This is a genomic window from Autumnicola edwardsiae (assembly GCF_031846505.1).
Classification (GTDB): Bacteria; Bacteroidota; Bacteroidia; order Flavobacteriales; family Flavobacteriaceae; genus Autumnicola; species Autumnicola edwardsiae.
Genome location: NZ_JAVRHP010000016.1, coordinates 1 through 21,965 on the forward strand (window position 1 = coordinate 1; position 21,965 = coordinate 21,965).

At 38.2% G+C, this 21,965-nt stretch carries 24 protein-coding genes and 1 tRNA gene; 10 read left to right on the plus strand and 15 right to left on the minus strand.

Features of this window, described 5'->3' with window-relative positions:
- Positions 1-514 precede the first annotated feature (514 nt).
- Positions 515-588: transfer RNA gene (locus RM529_RS04845), tRNA-Met, on the minus strand.
- A gap of 187 nt (positions 589-775) precedes the next feature.
- Between RM529_RS04845 and RM529_RS04850 the strand changes: the two genes are divergently transcribed.
- The gene (locus RM529_RS04850) at positions 776-1,162 is read left to right on the plus strand and encodes an START-like domain-containing protein (RefSeq protein WP_311483621.1); all 387 of its coding nucleotides are present in this window, start codon (positions 776-778) and stop codon (positions 1,160-1,162) included.
- A 50-nt stretch (positions 1,163-1,212) separates the two neighbouring features.
- Complete coding sequence (locus RM529_RS04855) at positions 1,213-2,058, plus strand: aminotransferase class IV (protein WP_311483622.1); 846 nt, start codon at positions 1,213-1,215, stop codon at positions 2,056-2,058.
- Here RM529_RS04855 and RM529_RS04860 read toward each other — a convergent pair.
- The 5 genes from RM529_RS04860 to RM529_RS04880 form a co-directional block, all read right to left on the minus strand.
- Positions 2,055-2,615: a YqgE/AlgH family protein gene (locus RM529_RS04860; protein ID WP_311483623.1), complete on the minus strand. Its 561-nt coding sequence runs from the start codon at positions 2,613-2,615 to the stop codon at positions 2,055-2,057. The two genes, RM529_RS04855 and RM529_RS04860, sit on opposite strands and share 4 nt — an antisense overlap.
- A 117-nt stretch (positions 2,616-2,732) precedes the next feature.
- Positions 2,733-3,005, minus strand: coding sequence for an HU family DNA-binding protein (locus tag RM529_RS04865; protein WP_006990442.1), 273 nt, complete (start codon positions 3,003-3,005; stop codon positions 2,733-2,735).
- 184 nt (positions 3,006-3,189) lie between these two features.
- Entirely contained in the window at positions 3,190-4,137 is a 948-nt protein-coding gene (gene fmt, locus RM529_RS04870) for a methionyl-tRNA formyltransferase (RefSeq protein ID WP_311483624.1), read from the minus strand.
- Positions 4,134-6,038, minus strand: a complete 1,905-nt coding sequence (locus RM529_RS04875; protein WP_311483625.1) for a RecQ family ATP-dependent DNA helicase — start codon at positions 6,036-6,038, stop codon at positions 4,134-4,136. Before RM529_RS04875 ends, fmt begins: the two co-directional genes overlap by 4 nt.
- A 1-nt stretch (position 6,039) precedes the next feature.
- A complete protein-coding gene (locus RM529_RS04880) occupies positions 6,040-6,579 on the minus strand; it encodes an AAA family ATPase (protein ID WP_311483626.1) in 540 nt (179 codons plus the stop codon).
- 84 nt (positions 6,580-6,663) lie between these two features.
- Here RM529_RS04880 and RM529_RS04885 point away from each other — a divergent pair, with 84 nt between their 5' ends.
- The 3 genes from RM529_RS04885 to murA all read left to right on the plus strand — a co-directional run bounded on the left by RM529_RS04885 (position 6,664) and on the right by murA (position 9,027).
- Entirely contained in the window at positions 6,664-6,954 is a 291-nt protein-coding gene (locus RM529_RS04885) for a DUF493 family protein (RefSeq protein WP_311483627.1), read from the plus strand.
- 108 nt (positions 6,955-7,062) lie between these two features.
- Positions 7,063-7,695, plus strand: a complete 633-nt coding sequence (locus tag RM529_RS04890; RefSeq protein WP_311483628.1) for a DUF4290 domain-containing protein — start codon at positions 7,063-7,065, stop codon at positions 7,693-7,695.
- 15 nt (positions 7,696-7,710) lie between these two features.
- Complete coding sequence (gene murA, locus RM529_RS04895) at positions 7,711-9,027, plus strand: UDP-N-acetylglucosamine 1-carboxyvinyltransferase (protein WP_311483629.1); 1,317 nt, start codon at positions 7,711-7,713, stop codon at positions 9,025-9,027.
- Between the two features lie 90 nt (positions 9,028-9,117).
- Here murA and RM529_RS04900 read toward each other — a convergent pair whose 3' ends face one another.
- Entirely contained in the window at positions 9,118-10,593 is a 1,476-nt protein-coding gene (locus RM529_RS04900) for a TonB-dependent receptor (protein ID WP_311483630.1), read from the minus strand.
- A 103-nt stretch (positions 10,594-10,696) separates the two neighbouring features.
- Between RM529_RS04900 and RM529_RS04905 the strand changes: the two genes are divergently transcribed.
- On the plus strand, positions 10,697-11,458 hold the full coding sequence (locus tag RM529_RS04905) for an MBL fold metallo-hydrolase (protein ID WP_311483631.1): 762 nt from the start codon (positions 10,697-10,699) through the stop codon (positions 11,456-11,458).
- Position 11,459: 1 nt separating this feature from the next.
- A complete protein-coding gene (locus RM529_RS04910) occupies positions 11,460-11,957 on the plus strand; it encodes a hypothetical protein (RefSeq protein ID WP_311483632.1) in 498 nt (165 codons plus the stop codon).
- Here RM529_RS04910 and RM529_RS04915 read toward each other — a convergent pair.
- The 8 genes from RM529_RS04915 to RM529_RS04950 all read right to left on the minus strand — a co-directional run bounded on the left by RM529_RS04915 (position 11,954) and on the right by RM529_RS04950 (position 20,161).
- Complete coding sequence (locus tag RM529_RS04915) at positions 11,954-12,610, minus strand: alpha/beta hydrolase (protein WP_311483633.1); 657 nt, start codon at positions 12,608-12,610, stop codon at positions 11,954-11,956. The two genes, RM529_RS04910 and RM529_RS04915, sit on opposite strands and share 4 nt — an antisense overlap.
- On the minus strand, positions 12,610-12,924 hold the full coding sequence (locus tag RM529_RS04920) for a magnetosome magnetite crystal formation protein family (protein ID WP_311483634.1): 315 nt from the start codon (positions 12,922-12,924) through the stop codon (positions 12,610-12,612). Before RM529_RS04920 ends, RM529_RS04915 begins: the two co-directional genes overlap by 1 nt.
- A gap of 22 nt (positions 12,925-12,946) precedes the next feature.
- The gene (locus RM529_RS04925; RefSeq protein WP_311483635.1) at positions 12,947-14,197 is read right to left on the minus strand and encodes a dihydroorotase; all 1,251 of its coding nucleotides are present in this window, start codon (positions 14,195-14,197) and stop codon (positions 12,947-12,949) included.
- Complete coding sequence (locus tag RM529_RS04930; protein WP_311483636.1) at positions 14,194-16,122, minus strand: BatA domain-containing protein; 1,929 nt, start codon at positions 16,120-16,122, stop codon at positions 14,194-14,196. Before RM529_RS04930 ends, RM529_RS04925 begins: the two co-directional genes overlap by 4 nt.
- Positions 16,123-16,170: 48 nt before the next feature.
- Positions 16,171-17,373, minus strand: coding sequence for a sensor histidine kinase (locus tag RM529_RS04935; RefSeq protein ID WP_311483637.1), 1,203 nt, complete (start codon positions 17,371-17,373; stop codon positions 16,171-16,173).
- 66 nt (positions 17,374-17,439) lie between these two features.
- The gene (locus RM529_RS04940) at positions 17,440-18,648 is read right to left on the minus strand and encodes a sensor histidine kinase (protein WP_311483638.1); all 1,209 of its coding nucleotides are present in this window, start codon (positions 18,646-18,648) and stop codon (positions 17,440-17,442) included.
- Positions 18,649-18,716: 68 nt separating this feature from the next.
- On the minus strand, positions 18,717-19,481 hold the full coding sequence (locus tag RM529_RS04945; protein ID WP_311483639.1) for a TIGR02757 family protein: 765 nt from the start codon (positions 19,479-19,481) through the stop codon (positions 18,717-18,719).
- Positions 19,482-19,501: 20 nt separating this feature from the next.
- Complete coding sequence (locus RM529_RS04950) at positions 19,502-20,161, minus strand: ABC transporter ATP-binding protein (protein ID WP_311483640.1); 660 nt, start codon at positions 20,159-20,161, stop codon at positions 19,502-19,504.
- 233 nt (positions 20,162-20,394) lie between these two features.
- On the opposite strand from RM529_RS04950, the gene msrA reads away from it, so the two are divergent.
- From msrA to RM529_RS04965, 3 genes are read left to right on the plus strand one after another with little or no spacing between them, the layout of a single operon-like run.
- Positions 20,395-20,940 carry a peptide-methionine (S)-S-oxide reductase MsrA gene (msrA, locus tag RM529_RS04955; RefSeq protein WP_311483641.1) on the plus strand — a complete coding sequence of 182 codons (546 nt, stop codon included), beginning with the start codon at positions 20,395-20,397 and terminating at the stop codon, positions 20,938-20,940.
- A 7-nt stretch (positions 20,941-20,947) separates the two neighbouring features.
- Positions 20,948-21,544: a GTP cyclohydrolase I FolE gene (gene folE / locus RM529_RS04960; protein ID WP_311483642.1), complete on the plus strand. Its 597-nt coding sequence runs from the start codon at positions 20,948-20,950 to the stop codon at positions 21,542-21,544.
- Between the two features lie 46 nt (positions 21,545-21,590).
- On the plus strand, positions 21,591-21,890 hold the full coding sequence (locus tag RM529_RS04965) for a hypothetical protein (RefSeq protein WP_311483643.1): 300 nt from the start codon (positions 21,591-21,593) through the stop codon (positions 21,888-21,890).
- Positions 21,891-21,965 lie beyond the last annotated feature (75 nt).

Below are 21,965 nucleotides of genomic sequence, written 5' to 3' on the forward strand. Positions count from 1 at the left end.
TAACTGAATCCTTGACAACTGGCTTTTCCTTTCCGATACTTTGCGCTTCACTATCTTCAACTTAGGGCAAATATAATAATCTTACTAAATAGTTTATATATGTTTTTTAGTGGATAAGAAATAAGAGAAGAAGATATTATTCAGCCTGCCTAATTAAAATCTTACCTTTTTAATTTTAGAAAAATGTGCTTAGAAGTAGGAGAATTTACCGTTGCATGGTGGGGGAGTGGGAAATAATGATCTTGGGTATATTCAATAACGACTATAGGTTACATCGCGAAACTGTTTGGTGGTACAAGTTTTCTCCTGGTAAACCCATAGTTATATTGAAAAAGATTGCCTTCTAAATTAGATTTTCCAGAATAAACCTAAAATTCAGTTTCAATTGCTATCAGTTGGTGATATTTCAAATGACTCCTAATGAATTATTGAAAATAGACCAAATTCTGTACTTATTCTGTACTAGGTACAAAAATAAAAAGCCTCACATCTCTGTGAAGCCTTGTTATTACTGTAGCGAGACCGAGATTTGAACTCGGGACCTCCGGGTTATGAATCCGACGCTCTAACCAACTGAGCTACCTCGCCTTACTTATCGAAAATTGCCAAATTAGAGTATTGGCCTGATTTCCGAAGCATTTAAACCTCTGTGTAAATGCGGGTGCAAATATAAAAACAATTTGAATTGGCGCAAACAATAAATTCTAAAATATTTAATTTCTTTTCTTTCAATCTTTACAATTAATATCTATATTGGCGCAAAACCAATTAAACAATGGAAGAAAAGATCAAGTACGAAATGGAGTTTCCTATTCATGCTTCTCCGTCTTTACTATATCAATATATCTCTACACCCTCAGGTTTGAGCGAGTGGTATGCCGATAATGTTAATTCCCGTGGAGAAATTTTCACTTTTATATGGGAAGGCAGTGAGGAAAAAGCAAAAATGGTTAGCAAAAAGAGTGATGAACGGGTAAAATTCAGGTGGCTGGAAGAAGAGGATACACCTTATTTTTTTGAAATCAGGATTCAGGTGGACGATATTACTAAAGATGTCTCCATTATGATCACAGATTTTGCTGAAGAAGGAGAAGTAGACGAAGGAAAGATGCTTTGGGAAAATATGATTTCAGATTTAAAACAGGTACTTGGTTCCGTTTAATATTCCCCATTTAAATAGTACATTTGCCCCGTAAAAACGGGGCTTTTTTTATGATAAATCTCAACGGCAATTTAGTAAAAGAGGAGAACGCAAACCTCTCTGTATATAATCGTGGTTTTGCTTATGGCGATTCTGTATTTGAAACCATTAGGGTAATTAATGGAAAAATAATGTTCTGGGAAGATCATTATTTTCGGCTAATGTCCTCAATGAGGATTATGCGCATGGAAATTCCTGCTTCTTTCTCCCCGGAATTTCTTGAAGAAGAGATCCTGGATTTAATCGAAAGTAATAATTTAAGGAGCTCTCCCGCGAGGGTTAAATTTGCCGTTTATAGGGAAGAGGGAGGCTATTATACACCTGCTACCAGAGAAATTGGTTATACAATTATTACGGAAGAACTGGAAAATTCATTTTATTTATTAAATGAAGCTTCTTACGAAGTTGAACTTTTTAAGGATCACTATATTAATAGCGGTATCCTTTCCAGCATTAAGTCCAATAACAGGGCGGTAAATGTGCTGGGTAGTATTTTTGCTAATGAAAATGGCTACAAGAACTGTCTTATTTTAAATGAAAATAAAAACGTTGTTGAAGCTTTAAATGGTAATCTTTTCCTGGTAACAGAAAGAAGCATAAAGACTCCGCCAGTTAGCGATGGTGCTTTAAATGGGATTACAAGAAAACAACTTTTGAAGATAATAAAGGAAATGCCCGAATATCAACTGGAAGAAACTTCCATATCTCCTTTTGAGCTTCAAAAAGCTGATGAACTGTTTATTACAAATGTTGTAGTAGGAATTCAGCCAATAACGAAGTACAGGAAAAAAGAGTACTCCACTAAAGTGGGGGGAGAATTACTTTCCAAACTTAATGTAAAAGCACGTCTCGGTTAATTGTAGCTGGGATTTTCGGGGGCGTTGCACCATAAAAGATATTCCCCTCCCAGCTGTAGCATTTTATCTTTCCAGAAAGAATCATAAGGACGTTCTATAAGCCCGGTTTGATCCTCATTAGTAGTAACAATCCAGGAGTGGGAGTCCAACTCTGCATTAAGTTGATCTGCATCCCAACCAGAATATCCAAGAAAAAATTTTATTTGATTTTCATCTATCATTTCCCGGTTTACCAGTTCCTTTACAGCTTCAAAATTCCCCCCCCAGTAAATACCATTGGCAATTTCGATACTGTCTGGAATGAGGTGGGGCACTTTATGAATAAAATACAAGTTGTCCTGTTCTACGGGACCACCATTATAGATTTTGAAAGAAAATTTGAGTTCAGGAATAAGGTCTTTAAGAGTAAAATCAAGGACTTTGTTTAAAATAAATCCTACAGATCCGGTATCGGAATGATTAGCTAACAGCACTACCGAACGGTTAAATGCCACGTCCCCGATTATTGTAGGTTCTGCTACAAGCAGATGCCCTTTGGCTGGTTTTAAAGCTATCATAATGGGTTCTTTTTAACTAATCTACTTATTTATTTAAAAAAAACAAATGATTATGCCAATTTTTTAATAAAAAAAGCCTCCCGGGGGAGGCTCTGATTTTTTTACTAATACAAAATATTAGTTCACAGCTTTTTGAAGATCTGCTCCGGCTTTAAATTTTACTACATTTTTAGCAGCAATCTTAATTGTTTTTCCGGTTTGTGGGTTTCTACCTTCACGAGCAGCTCTTTTTGATACAGACCAAGATCCAAATCCTACAAGAGAAACTCTATCTCCTTTTTTAAGCGATTTCTCTACATTTTCCAGAAAAGACTCTAAAGCTTTTTTAGCAGCAGCTTTAGAAATTCCAGCGTTTTCAGCCATTGCGTCGATTAAATCTGTTTTGTTCATAATTTAAAATTAATTAAGTTGTTGGTTAAACATTCTGTTACATTGCTCTACAAATTTATATGGTTTTCCCGGCCACGCAAGTAATATCAAGGGAAATGCAGTTTATTGTTGATAACTTAGGCTTTTTGTTAACAAAGAAGTCTTGCAAAAATTGATTTTTTATGATTTCAGCAAGCATAAGGCCTCAGAGCATTTTTGCTTCCGAATCGAAACTGAAACCGTTGAGCAGGTCCCGAATTGCCATTTTTCTCTTTCCCGGAAGTTGCATTTCATAGATTTGAATAAAACCATCAGGTGCTGCGATTTTTAAGTTTTTTTCATCTATTACTATGGATCCTGCCGAAAGCTCATGTGAACCTAATATTTTCTCAGATTCAAAGATTTTTACCTTATATTCTTCGGAAGCATTTTGCAGGATCGTCCACGCAGCAGGATAGGGATTCAGGCCTCTTATCAGGTTATAAATTTCAGCTACCGGCTTCTCCCAATCAATCCGCGTATTTTCTTTTGTAAGTTTTGGTGCGGGTTTTAAACTCCCAGTTTCTTCCTGTTCTCTCGTTTCTACAATCTCATTTTTAATTAGTTCCAGTGTTTCTACTATAAGCTTTGCCCCGCTCTCCATAAGGCGGTCATGCAATTGCCCCACATTTTCATTCTCTTCAATTGTTAGCTCACGTTGCAGGATCATCGCGCCGGTATCTATTTTTTTATCAATAAAGAAAGTGGAAACCCCGGTACTTTTATCTCCATTTATTATGCTCCAGTTTATGGGTGCCGCGCCACGGTACTGGGGCAGGAGGGAGGCGTGCAAATTAAATGTGCCATATTCCGGTAAAGCCCAAATAGACTGTGGTAACATCCTAAAGGCCACTACCACATGTACGTTTGGTCGTAGTTGCTTTAATTCCTGCTGAAAATTTTCCGATTTTAAATTCGTAGGTTGCAGGACATTTAAATTCTGTTCCAGTGCATATTTCTTTACATCGCTTTGCTGAAGTTTTCTTCCTCTCCCGGCGGGTCGATCCGGAGCAGTAATTACCCCAACCACATTATATCCTGCTTCAATAATTTTTCTAAGGCTGGATACCGCAAATTCGGGTGTGCCCATAAATACTATTCTAAGGTCTCTCATTTCTGAATTATTTTGTAATGGTTGCTACCAGTGCGTACAATTATACCTTTTTCTACTAACAGCTGTATCACTTTTAAGATATGTTTCTCTGGGAAAGCAATTTTTTGAATTAATTCCCTGGATGAAAAATCTCTTTGTTTCAGATAAAAAGCAAGTTCTAGGTATATGTTATTCATTTGATCCCGGGTTAGCGGAATATTTTTTTGAATACATACAGAACAAATGTTACAGGGTTTTTCTGCCTTTTCCCCAAAATAGGAAAGCAGCTGGATGCTTCTGCAAGTTTCGCTGTTTTTAATATATTCAAGAACGGCTTCTATTTTGTCTTTTTTGTTTTTGAGGTGTAGTCTTATAAATTCAGCTACAGGATTTACGGTAGTATCGTCTTCCCGTGGTACCAAAAAGCTCACTGCAGCGTCATGTTGTGAGTAGGTAAAGTCTATAACTTCATCCCTTTCCAACTCCTTAAGCGTTTTTATTGCTTCATCCTCTGGTATGGAAGCTTTTTTACAAACTGAACCTAAGTTCACATTTATCTTGTTTTCAAAAATCCCGCCGTAGGTGCGCAAAATGGCTTTTACAATCCTGTCGGCAGCTTCATTTTCCTGCAAATAATGGGTAAGATGATTGGCTGAAACTGTAAACTGAATTTCAGTTTTCTTCTGAAATTGCTGTGAAAGCCTTATAATACTGCAGCGATCCAGCATTTGCAGCGCATTGTAGGTTTTGTGGAAATTAAGGTTATACTGAGAGCAAAACTCTGAAAAATTAAAATCGAAATTTTCATTTTCGCCCTCTCCATAAGCTATTCTAAAATAGGAATTGAGCTTTTTGTAAACCAGTTTAACATCTTCAACATCGGGTAAGTTTACCAGGAACTGATTCTTAAGTACCGGAATATCGCCGGTATTTGTTATAATTGTTGAAACAGCCGGTTTTTCATCCCTTCCTGCGCGCCCGGCTTCCTGAAAGTAACTTTCCAAACTTTCTGGTAAGTTAAGATGAATTACCTGCCGAACATCTGGTTTGTCAATACCCATTCCAAAGGCAGTGGTGGCTACCATAACGTAAAAGTCATTGCCGAGCCATCGTCCTAGTTTATCTGCTTTATCTTCATTTTTGAGTCCGCCGTGAAAAGCTTCAGCACTAAAACCATTTTTCTTAAGATGTTCGGTAACTTCTATGGTCGCATTCCTGCTTCGAACATAAATAATTGCAGTTTCCTGTTTATTAGATAACAGCTGGGATAGCCGGTAAAATTTGTCTTCCGCATTTAGAACATTGTAGGCAATATTTTCCCTTTCAAAAGAACGTTTTATCACCTCCGCTTGCGGCATCAGCAATTCCGTCTTTATATCTTCTACCACATTTGCAGTTGCAGTGGCTGTTAAAGCCGCAAAAGGTACATCTGGTTGTAACTCCCTAAGCAACGCGATATTTCTGTACGCCGGTCTAAAATCGTGTCCCCATTGGGAAATGCAGTGCGCTTCATCAATGGCAATCAGGTTAACCTTCATTTGCCTGATGCGTTGCTGGACAAGATCCTGCTGCAAACGCTCAGGGGAGAGGTACAGGAATTTATAATTTCCGTAGATGCAGTTATCCAGGTTCTTGTCCAGATCCTCATAATGCATTCCGCCGGTAAGGGCCATAGCCTTAATATTTTTGGCTTGTAGTGCGCTTACCTGGTCGTTCATAAGTGCAATTAAAGGTGATACTACAATGCAAATCCCGTCCTGCATAATGGCGGGAATTTGAAAACAGACGGATTTACCGCCGCCGGTAGGAAGCAGGGCAACCACATCTTTTTTATCAAGAAGTGCTGAAATTATTGGCCATTGCTGTGGCCTGAATTCGGAATGTCCCCAGAATTTCTTTAATATATGTTGTGCTTCCTGCAAATTATAAACCTGAGTTAGTCAGAATAAAGTTAGCTCTTTCCTCTATACCAGCCTCGGGCACCAGAATTGGTTCATAACCATAGCGTTCATAGGTTTTAATGAGATATTTTGAAATATTACTGGCTTGATCGAAGGTTTCATAACGCTCATTATCGCTCTTATAAATTGCTCTCCAGGGAGGGAGAATAAATATTTTGTCGTATTTGTGTTTCTGGCAGGGCTTGATAAATTCTTCAGGATATTCTGTACTTAAGTAATCCATGTAAGCAGCCACATCGGGAATTCCGCGATCTATAAAAACTAATTCCGAAGGATCTTTTTCTGCTTCCTGGAACTGATCGATACGCCCTTCCAGAAGTTTCCTGCTGAAGAGAAGCGGATCTTCCAGAAATAACTGCTCAATTCCGTTTAACTGTGCTTCGTGTATAACCTCCCTTGAGATTTCGTGGAGACATTTATGTCCCATTGCTTCAAGTTGATGAATAACTGAAGATTTTCCTGTGCCAGGACCACCGGTAATCACTATTTTTTTCTTTTTCACACGGCAAATTTCGGTATTTCGATTTGATTATAAAAATGAAAGCATTCCTTGTATCTTTGCAACCTAAAAATGAAGGGAAAAGTTATGAGTGAAGAGAAAAAAAAGGAATTTTACGCAAAATTAAAGTCGCAATTACAGGATACTTCTTTATGGCCATCAGAATATCTCTATAAGTTTATTGTTCCAACCAATGCAAAGGAAATAAAACAAATAGAGTTGATATTTGACAATTTAGGGGCGGTAATCACCACAAAAAAATCCAAGAACGGTAAATATACCAGTGTTTCCATTAATGTACAGATGAAGGATCCAGACGCTGTTATAGAAAAATATAAAGAAGTGGGAAGGGAAGTAAAAGGTGTGATTTCCCTGTAAAATATCGTTCAAATAAAAGCAGGGAAATTCCTGTCTTTACTGAATAAAAATTAGTATTTTGCAATCGTTTAAAACTTCTACATTTTTATCACCTTATAAACTTCAGATTTGACAAACGCATTAGAATATAACTCCGAAAGGAGCCAATTAATTATTCCTGAATACGGTCGCCATTTACAAAAAATGGTTGAACATACCGTAGAAATTGAAGATGACAAAGAGCGCAATAAAGTGGCGCGATCTATTATTGCTGTTATGGGAAATATGAATCCGCACCTTAGGGATGTTCCAGATTTTCAGCATAAACTTTGGGATCAATTATTCATCATAAGTGATTTTAAGCTTGATGTAGAATCACCTTTCCCAAAGCCTTCCAAGGAAATCCTGGAAGAGCGTCCGGAGCCATTGGCCTATCCACAAAATTTCCCAAAATATCGTTTTTACGGAAACAATATCAAGCGGATGATAGATGAAGCAAAAGAATATGAGGATGGTCCATTAAAAGATGCATTGGTCTTCACGATCGCCAACCACATGAAGAAATCCTTTCTCAACTGGAACAGGGATACTGTGGACGATACTGTTATTTTTGAACATCTAAGGGAACTTAGCAACGGAGAATTAAACCTCAAAAATTCTGACGAAGACCTTAGTGATTCTTCCAATCTTTTACGCGGAAGAAAGAAAAGCAACAAGGGCAGTTCCAAGAAATCTGTTAAAAAAGGCCGTAAACGCTATTAAAATCTATACATACTAATGGGATCTTTCCAGATAGAGGGAGGGCACCGGTTAAGTGGCAGTATTCAGCCACAGGGTGCAAAGAATGAAGCGCTCCAAATACTTTGTGCTGTCTTGCTTACCTCAGAAAAAATTACCATAAACAATATTCCAGATATCCTGGATGTAAATAAACTCATCCGTCTCCTTACAAATCTGGGAGTAAAAGTAGAAAAAACGGGCAAGGGAAGTTATACTTTTAAGAGTGACGATCTTGACCTGGATTATTTACACAGCGAACAGTTTAAAATTGACGGAAGCGGCCTTCGTGGTTCTATAATGATTGTGGGACCTTTACTGGCAAGATTTGGCAAAGGATATATTCCAAGGCCGGGCGGCGATAAAATAGGGAGAAGACGTCTCGATACTCACTTTGAGGGTTTTATAAAACTCGGAGCAAAATTCCGGTACAATAAAGAAGATCGCTTTTACGGTGTGGAAGCACCCAAAGATGGTCTTAAAGGTAGTTATATGCTGCTGGAGGAAGCTTCTGTAACCGGAACCGCCAATATTATTATGGCCGCTGTTCTTGCTAAAGGCACCACCACCATCTACAATGCTGCCTGCGAACCTTATTTACAGCAACTCTGCCAGATGCTCAACTCCATGGGCGCTAAAATTGGCGGAGTAGGATCTAACCTGCTTACGATAGAGGGAGTAGAAGAACTTAAAGGTTGTGAGCACAGGATCTTACCGGATATGGTTGAAATTGGTTCATGGATTGGTCTTGCTGCAATGACCCGCAGTGAAGTTACCATCAAAAATGTAAATTGGAATATGCTTGGTGTTATCCCTAATACTTTTAGGAAACTAGGTATAACTATAGAACAGCAGGGAGATGATATTCACATCCCCGCACATACAAATGGTTATGAGGTACAAAGTTTTATAGATGGTTCTATAATGAACATTAGTGATGCACCCTGGCCTGGATTTACGCCAGATTTATTGAGTATAATGCTGGTTGTTGCCACACAGGCAAGAGGAAGTGTTCTTATTCATCAAAAAATGTTTGAGAGCCGACTCTTTTTCGTAGATAAACTTATAGACATGGGCGCTAAGATTATTCTTTGCGATCCCCACAGGGCTACAGTTATAGGTCATGACTTTAAGTCTACCCTTAAGGCTACCACTATGAGTTCTCCTGATATTAGAGCCGGAATTTCGCTGTTAATAGCAGCTCTTTCTGCAAAAGGAACTTCGGTAATTCATAATATTGAGCAAATTGATCGGGGATACGAAAATATTGATGAACGTTTAAAAGCAATAGGAGCTAAAATTGAACGTATAGCCTAAATTGACAAATATCGGATATACCGAATAAAGCGAGGGGCTGAAAATTGCAATTTTCAGCCCCTCGCTTTATTATACATCTAAAAGCAGAAATTATTTTATTTCCTCTGCTTTTTCGGTGTTTGCTTTTCTCTTATGTTCCTTGTAATGAAAAAGGTTTAAATCTTTAATCATCGCCGTGGTTTTTTCCGGCAGCATTTCTTCCCAACCGTCTTTTCCTTCACTTATCATTTGTAGTACTTCACGGGAGTAGATATCCAGTATTTCAGGATTATAGTTCTCAATATCTTCAACCCTTCCGTTATATTTAAAGAACTTATAAAGTTCCTTCATTCTAGGATGTACCTTAAGATTTTCACTGGTAGTAATTTCTCCGGTTTCAGGATCTTTAAGTGGGTATAGGTAAACTTTAAGGTCTTTAAAGAAGAGTTTTCCAAAGGCTTCCAAAATTCCGCCGCTAAGGTGTCTGTAATATTTCTCGTCAAATACATCCACCAGGTTGTTTACGCCCATAGCAAGACCCATTCTTTGTTTTGAATATCTTGAGAAGTATTCCACAACCCTATAGTACTCCTGGAAATTAGAAATCATCACGGTTTGTCCCAGGGAACAAAGCAATTCTGCGCGGTCCATAAAATCCCTCTCATCTATTTCCCCTTCTGCCCGAAGGTTGGAGAGCGTGATTTCAAAAATAACTTCGGTATTCTCTTCAGAAACCTTGTTCTCTTTCAGAAAAAGTTCCATCGAACGCTCATACATGTCCATGTTTACCTTAGTTACCGGGCGAAAGCTACCTCTAAGCGCAAGAATATTTTTTTTATAGAGAATTTTAGCTGGCAAAACATTGTTTCCGTCGGGAGCGAACATCACTGCATCTGTCATCCCGTTTTTAACAAGTTGCAGGCTCATAAGACGGTTATCCACATTTTCAAAACGTGGCCCTGAAAAGTTGATCGTATCAATTTCTATCTGATCCTTATCTATGTGATCGTAAAGATATCTCAACAATTTCTTTGGGTTATCATATTTGTAATAAGCCCCATAGATTAGGTTTACCCCCAGGATTCCCAGAGTATTCTGTTGATGGCGGGCATCGTTCTCATGGAACCTTACATGCAGGCTTATTTCGTTGTAATCTTCTTCTGGCCGTACCTGATATTTAATCCCAATCCATCCATGCCCTTTGTACTTTTTAGCAAAATCTATAGTAGCTACAGTATTTGCATAGGTAAAGAAAAGCTTGTCGGGATGTTTTTCGCGGGAAATCCTTTTTTCTATCAGGTCTATTTCATGGCTAAGCATCCTTTTAAGGCGTGCTTCTGTAACGTATCGGCGATCATCTTCAACTCCATAAATTGCGTCACTAAAGTCCTTATCGTAAGCACTCATAGCTTTTGCTATAGTTCCGGAAGCACCACCGGCTCTAAAGAAGTTTCGTACTGTTTCCTGGCCGGCGCCAATCTCAGAGAAAGTTCCGTAGATATTATCATTTAAATTGATGCGAAGTGCTTTGCTTTTTATAGAAGGAATATTTTCAAATTCCTTGTCGCCCATTATAGTAATTGGCATATTTTTTCTTTTAAATGAATTTCATTTTCGTGTCTATCAAAGGTACTAAAAGAGGAAAGTAAACAAAAAAATATAATTACTTTTGTGATAAAATAAACACTTATTGAAGGTAACATTTTTAGGCACCGGAACGTCCCAGGGTATCCCTATTATAGGCAGTGATCACCCCGTTTGTTTAAGCGAAAACCCCAGGGATAAGCGCCTTAGGGTATCGGTTTTAGTGGAATGGGCAGGTTATAATCTTCTTGTTGATTGTGGCCCGGATTTTAGAACTCAAATGCTGGCAAACAATGTAAAAAGGCTGGATGCAATTATTTACACTCACGAGCATAATGACCATACCGCAGGCCTGGATGATATCCGTCCGTTCTTTTTCAGACAGGGCGATATTCCGGTTTTTGCTCATAAGCGCGTCCTTAAAGCGCTCCGTAGTCGCTTCGATTATATTTTTACTTCAGAAAATAAATATCCGGGAGCGCCCGGGGTTACAGAATTTGAAATAGAGAATAAACCTTTTGTTTTTGAAGGTTTAACAATTACTCCCATTGACTTTAGGCATAACCGACTCCAGGTTTTTGGATTTAGATTTGAAGATTTCGCTTATCTCACAGATTTAAAGTCTATTGAAGACGAAGAAGTTGAAAAGCTTCGGGATGTTAAGGTTCTGGTCGTAAATGCCTTGCGAAGGGAACCTCACCATTCTCATTTTAATCTTGAGGAAGCACTGGAATTTATCGAAAGAGTTAACCCACAAACGGCATATCTTACACATATAAGTCATCTACTAGGCTTTCATGATGAAGTGGAGAAAGAGCTTCCCGAAAATGTGCACCTGGCTTACGATAATCTTAAAATAGAAATTTAGCATGCGCAGTAAAATATTAATGTATCTGTTCATTTTCACTTTATTATTTACCATCTTCATTTATGTGAATGATAAAAAAATTCTGGATGCAAGGGATGCAAGTATTGCGGGTCTTGAAACGCAGGTTAGCCTTTTAGAAGCAGAACTTGATTCTTTGAAAATGACAAATATTGAACCTGACTATTTTTCTATAGACCGTAACGAAGAAGCGCTTTATTTTTTTGAAGAACGAGGGATTTCTCCGGAAGGGGTAAAAACTAAAATTCAGGATAAATTAATTAGCGGGAATAGTGCAACAGAAGATAATCCCTTTGTTCCTTTTGCCGGGATGGAAGGCACTATGCGTATCAACAAGATAAAAATCATCAATCACAAATGGGTGCTTGCCGATTTTACCGATGGCACTTACTGGGGAGAAGTTTTCTTTACTTATACCGTAGAAGAAAACGGTGAAATTTCCCTCCTTCCCGAAGAATCATTTTTATACCCAGTCAACTAAATCCTCTTTTTTAACCACTCCTGGAGTTCAAAGAAATTCTGTGGAGCCACACCGTGACCTACGGGAAATTCAGAATACGAATTCTCGATCTTTAGATTATCGAGAAAAGGTCTTGTTCTCCTGGCCCACTGTACAGGTAATACTTGGTCCTGCGTACCATGGGAGCAGTAGAAAGATAAATGGGAGAAATCATTTTTCTCGTAACCTTCTTTTATAAGATCTTCATTAACATATCCGCTTAGGGCAACTACATTTTTCACTTTTTCAGGATAAGATAAACTTACCGCATAGCTCAAAATAGTTCCCTGGCTAAAGCCTATTAAAGTCACATTGCCTGGATCTACGGGATAAGCAGCCACAGCTTCATCTATAAAATGTGAGATCGTTTGCCTGGATTCCCGCGCCTGGTTCTCATCGCTGAATTTTCCATCTGTATTGTTCCAGTGAATGGCAAACCATGCATTTCCAGAAGGTTGCATCGGGTGGGGCGCACGCACAGAAATAACGAATAGTTCTTCGGGAAGTTCTCCGGCAAAAGAAAATAAATCATTCTCATTGCTTCCGTAGCCATGCAGCATGATTGCAAGCGGGGCTTTTTCGGTTTTAGTAGAAGGTTTTATAAGATGGTGTAAGGATAAATTTGCTGTCTGCATTAAGTAATACTTTTAAATATTTTTTGAAAGAAACCTCCAATCAGAGGCGTTTCTTTTCGTTCTCCCTTTATTGCAATTATCAGACCGTAACCCCAAAGAACCAGCACGAAAATATAAAAGGCCGTGGGTATCATATATCCGGTAAACATAGAAGCTAAAATCCCCATAAGATAAAATAAAATATGGGTTCCAAGCGCCTGCCTTATATGGAAACTTGCAATGGGATCTTTTTTTTCAAGATTCATAAAGTAAGCAACTATAGTACCTATAATTGTGATATAGGCGACGATTGCTGCTAATTTTCCTTCTTTCATAGTAAAAATCTACCTGTTAAATTCAGTAAGTGATTAGACCATTTTCGGTAATAACGCCGTAAGCTTTTCCTTTTATTTTATGCCCGAGAAAAATGCTGTTTCGGGAAGTGGAAAAAATATTTTCTTCAGAAAAATTGTAAAGATCATGCGTTGTAAAAAGGCTCAGATTCACCTTTTCTCCTTCTTTAATTTCAGAGTCGCTAATTTTGAATCTGTTTTTTCCTGAAGTAAGCAGCGCAATTGTTTCTTCTGTAGAAAAAATATTCATTAATGCTCCAAAAGCAGATTCAAGACCAATAGTTCCATAGGAAGCGTTTTCGAATTCTACTTTTTTATGTTCAATATCTATAGGTTGGTGATCGCTGGTCACCATATCTATCGTGCCGTCTTTAATTCCTTTTATCAGCGCTTTTATATCTTTTGAAGTCCGCAGCGGTGGTAAGACTTTTGAGCTGGTATCAAATTCTTTTAGTAGTTCGTCTGTAAAAATCAAGTTGTGAATAGCGACACTACAGGTAACATCCAGTCCCTTCTTTTTAGCATCTTTAATCAGTTTAACCGACTTTTCTGTAGAAATAGTGGGGATATGGAGTTTGCCGCCGGTGTATTCCAGAATATACAAATCCCGGGCGATCTGTAGCTCTTCAGCAAGATTCGGGATTCCCTTTAATCCAAGCGCAGTACTGTTGTGATGCTCGTTAACCTGTCCGCTGCCCGCGATTTTATTCTCCTGCGGAAAAGATTGCACCAACGCGTCGAAATTCTGTGCGTACTGCAGGGCAATCTTTAGAAGATTTGGATTTCTAACAGCACTTTTATAATCTCCAAAAGAGGTTGCTCCTGCCTGCTTCATATCGTATATTTCTGCCAGGTCCAGCCCTTCAGCTTTTACGGTTAACGCTCCGGTGGGCAGTAATTTTACAGGATGGTTGGCAGCTTTCGAAATCATCGAATTTACCGCGCTGTTATTGTCGATTACCGGCGAGGTGTTTGGATTAACGCATACCGTTGTGAATCCGCTTTTTCCCGCCGTGTCCAGTCCGTTTGCGATAGTTTCGCGCTCTTCAAATCCCGGTTCTCCAAAACTCACACTACTGTCAAACCAGCCCCTGGAAACGTGCAGATTTTCCTTGGCAATTTCCTTGTCTGCCTTTTCTTTTAGCGAAGTTCCAATCTTTTTGATAATCCCATCCTGGACGAAAATATCAACTTTTTTCGTATTAAAATCCGATTCTTTATCGACAATGGTGGCCGATTTTATGAGTAGCTTCATTTAAGGTATTTTAACAGGAGCATTTCCACGATTAGAAATAGTAATGCAAAAATAACAAACCATTTCCAAAGTGCCGTGATTTGCCTTGCTGCATTTGTACTTTCAAAATATTCTTTAATGTTGGCGTAAATTTGCACATTTTCCAAATTTCCGGGGTCTAAATAATTCATTTCACTTTCGCGGCGATCATAATTATAGCTTAAACAGCCAAAATTTTCATTTTTATATTCAATTTGATAATTTCCGGCCGCTGCGGGCATTTCAGAAGTAGTTATCTGGATTTTTTCTGAAAAAGACTGTTGCTGCGGAATAAAATTTTCTTCTTCTGAAGTAATATGAAGAACTTCATCATTTTCTGAAGTTACTGAGATATCGATGGTGTTATTTTTACCAATTTCGTAATAGATTTCTCGGGATTGCAGGGCCATCCTGCCCATATTGTAAAATGTGGGAACAACTAAAGGTGACTGCTGAAAATTGGCAATTTTCGATCCTAATGCTGAAGTGAAAATAAACAAACGGTCACTTTGGGTAAGAAAAGGAGCATTATCCTGAAACTGTAAAACAGGTGATCCGGCTCGGTTTAAGCTGTAATAAGATTGCACCGTTGGATATTCAAAATTTTCTACCTGTTCTTCAAAAACCGAAGCGTATAAAGGATGATCAAAGCCGATATTTGTAATATTTCGCTCCTGATCTTGAAAAGCTTCAAAAGGTGGTGCTCCGGAATTTCTTAAAAATGCATTGTAGGAGGTAATTTCGGCATTAACTGAAGGTATAAGCACCACAATTGCCCCTTCATTCATTCTTTTTTGCAAAATCAGGGAAAGGGAAGGGCTAATTTCTTCCATTTCGTCCAAAATAATGAGCTGGGAATCAGAAATTTGATTATAATCTATTCCTGAAAAGGGAAAAACCTCCAGATCAAATTCCGGTTCGGTATAAATTCTTTTCAGAAAGGAATTGGAATTTTCAGAAATAAGGGCAGTCTTAATTTTGGCAATTTTCGATATACTAAAGAATAATTCATTGTCGTATTGAAGTCCGTTATCTTCAATCTCTATTCTTCCGTTATTAACAGGATTGTTCGGAAGCGTAAAAACCACTTCAGCTTTATTATTTTCATTAAATTTCACTGCAGATTTTCCTAGTAACTCCTCTCCGGCCATTAGCGCTACCGGAACCTGGTCTTCTATACTCGCTGAAGTGCTTAGTTGAACATTTAAAATAATATTTTCGAGATTCCGTTCAGCAATAAAAGCGGAATCCAGGCTGATGTTCGAAATATTCTTGGGCTGATAGGGGATAAGCCGATAATTGAAGTTTTCGGCATCAGGCTTTACAGGAAATTCTGAATTTTGCTGAAAATCTGAAAGGATAACCAGTTCCTGTTGATCTGCAGGATTTTCCTGGAAGAATCTTTCGGCTTTTAATTTGAGATTTTCAAATTCGAATGGCGTTGCAGAGAAATTCAGGTCCTGTAAAATGTTCCTTATTTCTGCTGCATCGGTATCTAAATATTCCTCATTATTTGTGAGCAAATTTAAATTTTCATTTTTAGGCAAACTTTCAAGAAGACTTTGGATAGCAGCAGGCAATAACGTTCCTTTTGGGCCGGCCGCCTGCATGCTGAAAGAATTGTCCAGGTAAACCAGGGTGTTATTAGATTTAAAGGCTGCAGAAGAAGCGGGTAAGTAAGGTTGGGCAAAAGCAAAAATAAGGAAAGCCATTGCCAGTAACCTGGAGGCAAGCACCAGCCATTTTTTTATCCTGGAACTCTTTCGGGTTTGCCTCGAGATTTTCTTGAGAAATCTAACATTGGTAAATTCTTCCTTCTGAAATCGCCGTAGCTGAAAAAGATGGACAATAATGGGAATAAAAAGTAAGAAAAGGGCAAAAAGAAGTTCCGGATACTTGAAATACATGCTCTGCCTGAAAGTTTGTCAAATATAGCAAATGAAAACTATTTTAACTCAGGTACGCCTTATCTTAAATTTAAAACTACTGCCGTCCCCGGGTATGGAATTGACTTCAATTTTCCCATCCATGTTTTCAACGAGTTTCTTTACCGTGGCAAGGCCAATACCGCTTCCGGGATTGCCATCCCTGTCATTGGAATCTAAAGTTGTGAAAAGGTCAAAGATCTTCTCGAGGTTTTGTTTAGTAATTCCATTCCCATTGTCCTTAACCTCGAAGATGTAAAAATCTTTGACCTCTTCAAAATTAATATCAATTTTACGAAAATCTTTGTTATTGTACTTTAACGCATTGCTTATAAGGTTCATAAAAACCTGTGTTAAAGCAGATTTATTCACCTTATGGAGCGTAATATTTTTTGGGTAACTAATTTCAATATCTTCGGAAATCTGGTAGAGATCGGCAACTTTTTTAAGCAGTCCCTCAAGATCAACATTCTCAAAATCCTTTTCACTAATATGGTCACTCCGGTAATATCCCAGGATTCCATCTACATAATTCCGTAGTGAATAAGAAGATTCGACTAAATATTGCAGATATAAAGAATTTTCCTCATCGAGCTTTCCTTCATTTTCATCTTTTAAAAGTTCGGAAAGCGAGATGATATTTGCCAGGGGTGACTTGATATCATGAGAAACAACGCTGGTGAATTTTTCCAGTTCCTGGTATTTTAGTTTCAGTTTTTTCTGAACATAATACAGTTTGTTATTTTGTTTTCTATACTCAAAAAGGTGGTGCGTCTGGTTCGCAAGTGAATGTAAGGAGCGTTTTTCATTTTCTGAAAGCTCCCGTGGATAGGTGTCCAGAATATTAAAAACTGCAATGGCCTCACCCTTTGGGCTAAAAAGCGGAATTCCTGCATAAAACTGGAGGTCTTCTTGATATAGTGCACTCAACTCTTCAAAGGCTGCAGGAGCATTCTTTTTATGAAAGATCGAAACATCCTCCGGATTGCAGAGAGTCTCATTAAAAAGAAAATTTTGCTTAATAATTTCGGCTACCTCTGTCCCATGACTGGATTTAAACCAGATATTGTTTTCGCAAATAATTCCTATTTGTGCAATGGGGACTTTACATACCTGAGCGGCGAGAAAAGTTAACTCATCGTAATCTTTATCAACTTCCTTTTTTACAAAGTTATACTCCTTTAAGGAGGATCTATCTTTTTTCTTAGTAGTTGTAAAAGTTTTATAATTCATACCCCAATTTATTGCCTCACGTTTTATACTGGCAACCTTAAAATAAATTTGTAGGGGAATCAGAACTTAAGTTGCCTGCACAGTAAAGGTAAATTTAGTGCCTTTTTCTAACTCTGACTCGAATTTAACAGTACCTCCCAGGTTTGTTACCAATTTTTTAACAGTAGAGAGCCCTATTCCATGGCCTTTGTTCCCTTTTCTATCTATTACAGAGAGGGTGGAGAACAGCTTAAATATATTTTTTTGTTCTTCCTGTCTTATCCCAATGCCATTGTCTTGTATAGTAAAAGTATAGAATTTAGGTGTTTCTTTAAAGTCTATATCTATAATAATCTTCTCTTTATCGTTGTATTTAAGACTATTGCTTATAAGGTTTAGCAGTATTTGCTCAAGTGCTGAACGGTTAACCTTAATATTAACATTTTTCTTCGGAAAATTTATTTCGCAATCTTCTTCTATTCCTAAGAGGTCAATGATATCTTCCAGTAAATTATGAAGATCAATCTCTTCTAATGCAGAGGTAGCAATCTTTTCACTTTCGTAATGGTTTAAAATTCCTGTGATATAATCGCTGAGATTTAGTCCAGACTTTTTAAGCTGATCAAGATATTTTATTCCTTCTTCCCCTAAAAGGTCTCCGTATTTTTTTTTGATTACATCTGCGGTAAGGACCATGTGGGCCAGTGGCATCTTCATATCGTGCGAAACCACTCCTGCAAAATCCTTTAAAAGGGTATTGTGATCGTCTAAATCCTGTCTTGCTTCTTCAAGAAGGTAATTTTTATGCCTGGCTTCAAAAAGCGCTTCCACCTGCTTTGCCAGTGCTTTTAGTGCTTTTATTTGACGCTTATTTAGCTTGTTGACCTTTGTATCTATAACACAAAGGGTTCCCAAAGCCATTCCGGTGCCGTTTACCAGGGGCACACCTGCGTAGTATCTTATAGAGTCTTTTCCTGCATTTACGAAAGGATTATCTTTAAAACGTTCATCTTTATGGGTATCCTTAACCTCCATAAAATTTTCCGGTTCAAGAATCGCATGGCTACAAAAAGAAATATCACGGCCAGAATCGCACATTTCTGTGCCTATTTTTGATTTAAACCATTGCTTTGTTTCATCTACAAGGGTAATCATAGAAATCGGCATACCACAAATATAAGATGCCAGTTCGGTAATGTTATCGAATTCCTCCTCAGGATCGGTATCTAAGATGTTCAATTGGTGAAGAGCCTTAAGACGCTCTTTCTCGTTCACAGGAACAGGAGGATGAATCATTGCAATCAGAAAATTATAATTTAAGTTGAGAATCCAAATATAATAAAAATTCTTAAGAAAGTGTTAACTCAGTATTTCTCAAATACGCCAAGTCCAAATAAGGCAAAATCGTATTTCACAGGGTCTTCGGGATCCATAATCCGCAACGCTTTATCCAACTCCCGGAGTGCTTTGGCATCGTTCGCCTTTCGCTTTAGTAAATTCAGTTTCCTTGCAACATTACCGGAATGAACATCTAACGGACAGGAAAGTTGTGAAGGTTTGATATCCTTCCATAGCCCAAAATCTACCCCGGAATTGTCATTTCTCACCATCCACCTCAAATACATGTTGATCCTCTTTGCTGCGGAATTTTTTAAAGGATCGCTCACATGTTTCTCGGTTCTAAAGAGATGCGGAAGTTCAAAAAAGATTTGTTTAAACTGATGAATGGCTGGCTGAAGGCTTTCTTCTTCAGCATATTTGGTGAAGATATGTTCTATGCCCGAATGTTTCAGATATATATTCTGAAGGGCCTTTATAAAATATTGTAAATCCAGTCCGTTAAACGTGCGATGAACGAAATTTGCCATTTTCTCCAGGTCTCCTTCAGAATGGTTCATTACAAAGTCATAAGGGCTTCTTTCCAGGAGATCCATGAGTTTATTAGCATTATTTAAAATACTTTTTCTGTTGCCCCAGGCGATGGTGGCAGTCAAAAAACCCGCAATTTCGATATCTTCTTTCCTGGAGAACTGATGCGGAATCTGAACCGGATCGGTTGCAATAAATTCTGGAGTGTTATATTGTTCAGCTTTAAATTCAAGGAAAGACTTTAGCTCACTTTTTTTCAACGGAAAGTATTAGTTTCAGATTAAACAATTTCGCCGTCAACCATAGTTAGCTTACGGTCTGCCATATCGGCAAGCTCTTCGTTGTGAGTGACAATCACAAAGGTTTGGTTAAATTCATCCCGCAATCTGAAAAACAGTTTATGAAGATTTTCTGCAGATTCGCTATCAAGGTTTCCTGAAGGTTCATCTGCAAAGATAACGGCAGGATTGTTTATAAGCGCACGTGCAACCGCAATACGTTGTTGTTCCCCTCCACTCAGTTCTCCCGGTTTATGACTGGCGCGATGTTCAAGACCCAGGAAACTAAGAAGTTCTTTCGCTCTCTTTTCAGCTTCTGCCTTAGATTTATTTTGAATATAGGCGGGAATGCAGATGTTCTCCAGGGCGGTGAATTCAGGTAACAGCTGGTGAAACTGGAAAATAAAGCCAACATGTTTGTTCCTAAAACGGGAAAGCTCTTTAGAAGACAGTTTGTTGATCTTAATGTCGTTAATTGCCAATTCTGAACCCTTATCTTTTTCCGGTCTTTCCAGAGTTCCCAGGATTTGTAAAAGCGTGGTCTTTCCTGCTCCCGAGGCACCTACAATAGATACAATTTCACCTTTTTGAATATGAAGGTTGACACCTTTTAAAACATGGAGGTCACCATAATATTTATGTATGTTGTTCGCTAAAATCATTCTTTTCCTGTTAACGGTTGGAAAAATACCCAAATTGTAAAGAACCGCCAACATTAACTTTAGAATAATGAACTTATTGCCGCCAGGACCCAGATTTTTGCAGAAAGATTGACAGAAGAAAAATATGGAATAGGTTTTGACTAATAGAAGGGTAAAGGCCTAATTTATAGTTAAACGTAAAGAAGCTTGTTTATTATCGCTTTAAATTAGCTAAACAAAATTGTAATTTTAAAATGGAAAGAAAAGATTTAGACACAGCTACATTGGCAGGCGGATGTTTTTGGTGTACCGAAGCTGTTTTTCAAAGACTGGACGGAGTTGAAAAAGTGGTTTCCGGCTTTACCGGAGGGGCCATTAAAAACCCCGCTTACCGGGAGATTATCACCGGAAGAACAGGACATGCAGAAGCTATTGAAATAACATTTAATCCGGAAATAATTTCTTTTGAAGAATTATTGCTGGTATTTTTTGCGACCCACAATCCAACAACGCTTAACAGGCAACAAAATGACGTGGGAACGCAATACCGAAGTGCGATTTTTTATAATTCTGAAGCACAAAAAGAAACTGCAGAGAAGGTCATTGCAAATTTAGAAAAGGAAGCTGTCTTTGAAGATCCTATTGTGACCGAAGTTACTGAGGCTTCACCATTTTACGTGGCAGAACAGGAACATCAGGATTTTTATAATCAGCACAGGCAGCAGCCTTACTGCCAGTATATCATTGATCCTAAGATCACAAAGTTAAAAGAACATTTTTCAGAAAAACTAAAGAAATAGAACTCCCATGCCTTACAAATTTTTTGAAGAATATAACCTGGAGGTCACCGATAATCTGAAAGACAATTTCAGAAATATTATCCAGGAATTGGGAGAGGACCCGGAAAGAGAAGGTATAGTAAAAACACCTGAGCGAGCTGCAAAAGCAATGCAGTTTTTGACTCAGGGCTACCAAATGGATGCGAAGACTATCCTGGAGGAAGCTATGTTTAAGGAAGGTTACAACGAGATGGTGGTGGTGAAGGATATTGAACTCTATTCTTTATGTGAACATCATATGCTTCCCTTCTTCGGAAAAGCACACATTGCTTACATTCCTGATGGACAAATCGTGGGGCTAAGTAAATTACCACGGGTTGTTGATGTTTTTGCAAGAAGGTTACAGGTGCAGGAGCGGTTAACTCACGATATTCTGGAATGTTTAAATGAAACTTTAAAACCCAAGGGAGTAGCTGTGGTTATCGAGGCACAGCATATGTGCATGATGATGCGTGGAGTACAAAAGCAGAATAGTTCTACCACAACTTCCGGCTTTAGGGGACAATTTGAGAAAATAGAAACTCGAAATGAATTCCTGAAGCTCATCAGCTCAGATCTGAAATAATTCCAGTTATGGCACTTTTCTTGATTTATTAATAGAAAAATGACCAATGAAGATCTTAAAGAATAAACTATTTATTAAAGGAGTTGTTTATGATGCCATAGGTATGGTTACCGTGGCGATTCCGTTAATAGGACCTTTTCTGGATTTGCTATGGGCTCCTTATGCAGCAAAGAAAATGAGGGAAATGTATCCCGGTAAAAAAGGAAAACTTGCTTCTGTGATTGTATTTATTGAAGAGATTTTACCGGTAACAGATGTTATCCCTACGTTTACATTAATGTACCTTTACACTCATGTATGGAATAAAGCTCCACAACCAAGGGTGATTGAGGTGGAAAGCTACTAGTAGTAAAATCTAAAAGGGTCAGCTATTAAAAATGGCAATTATGGGCCTATAAAAAGTTCGCGGTTCGCAGTTCGG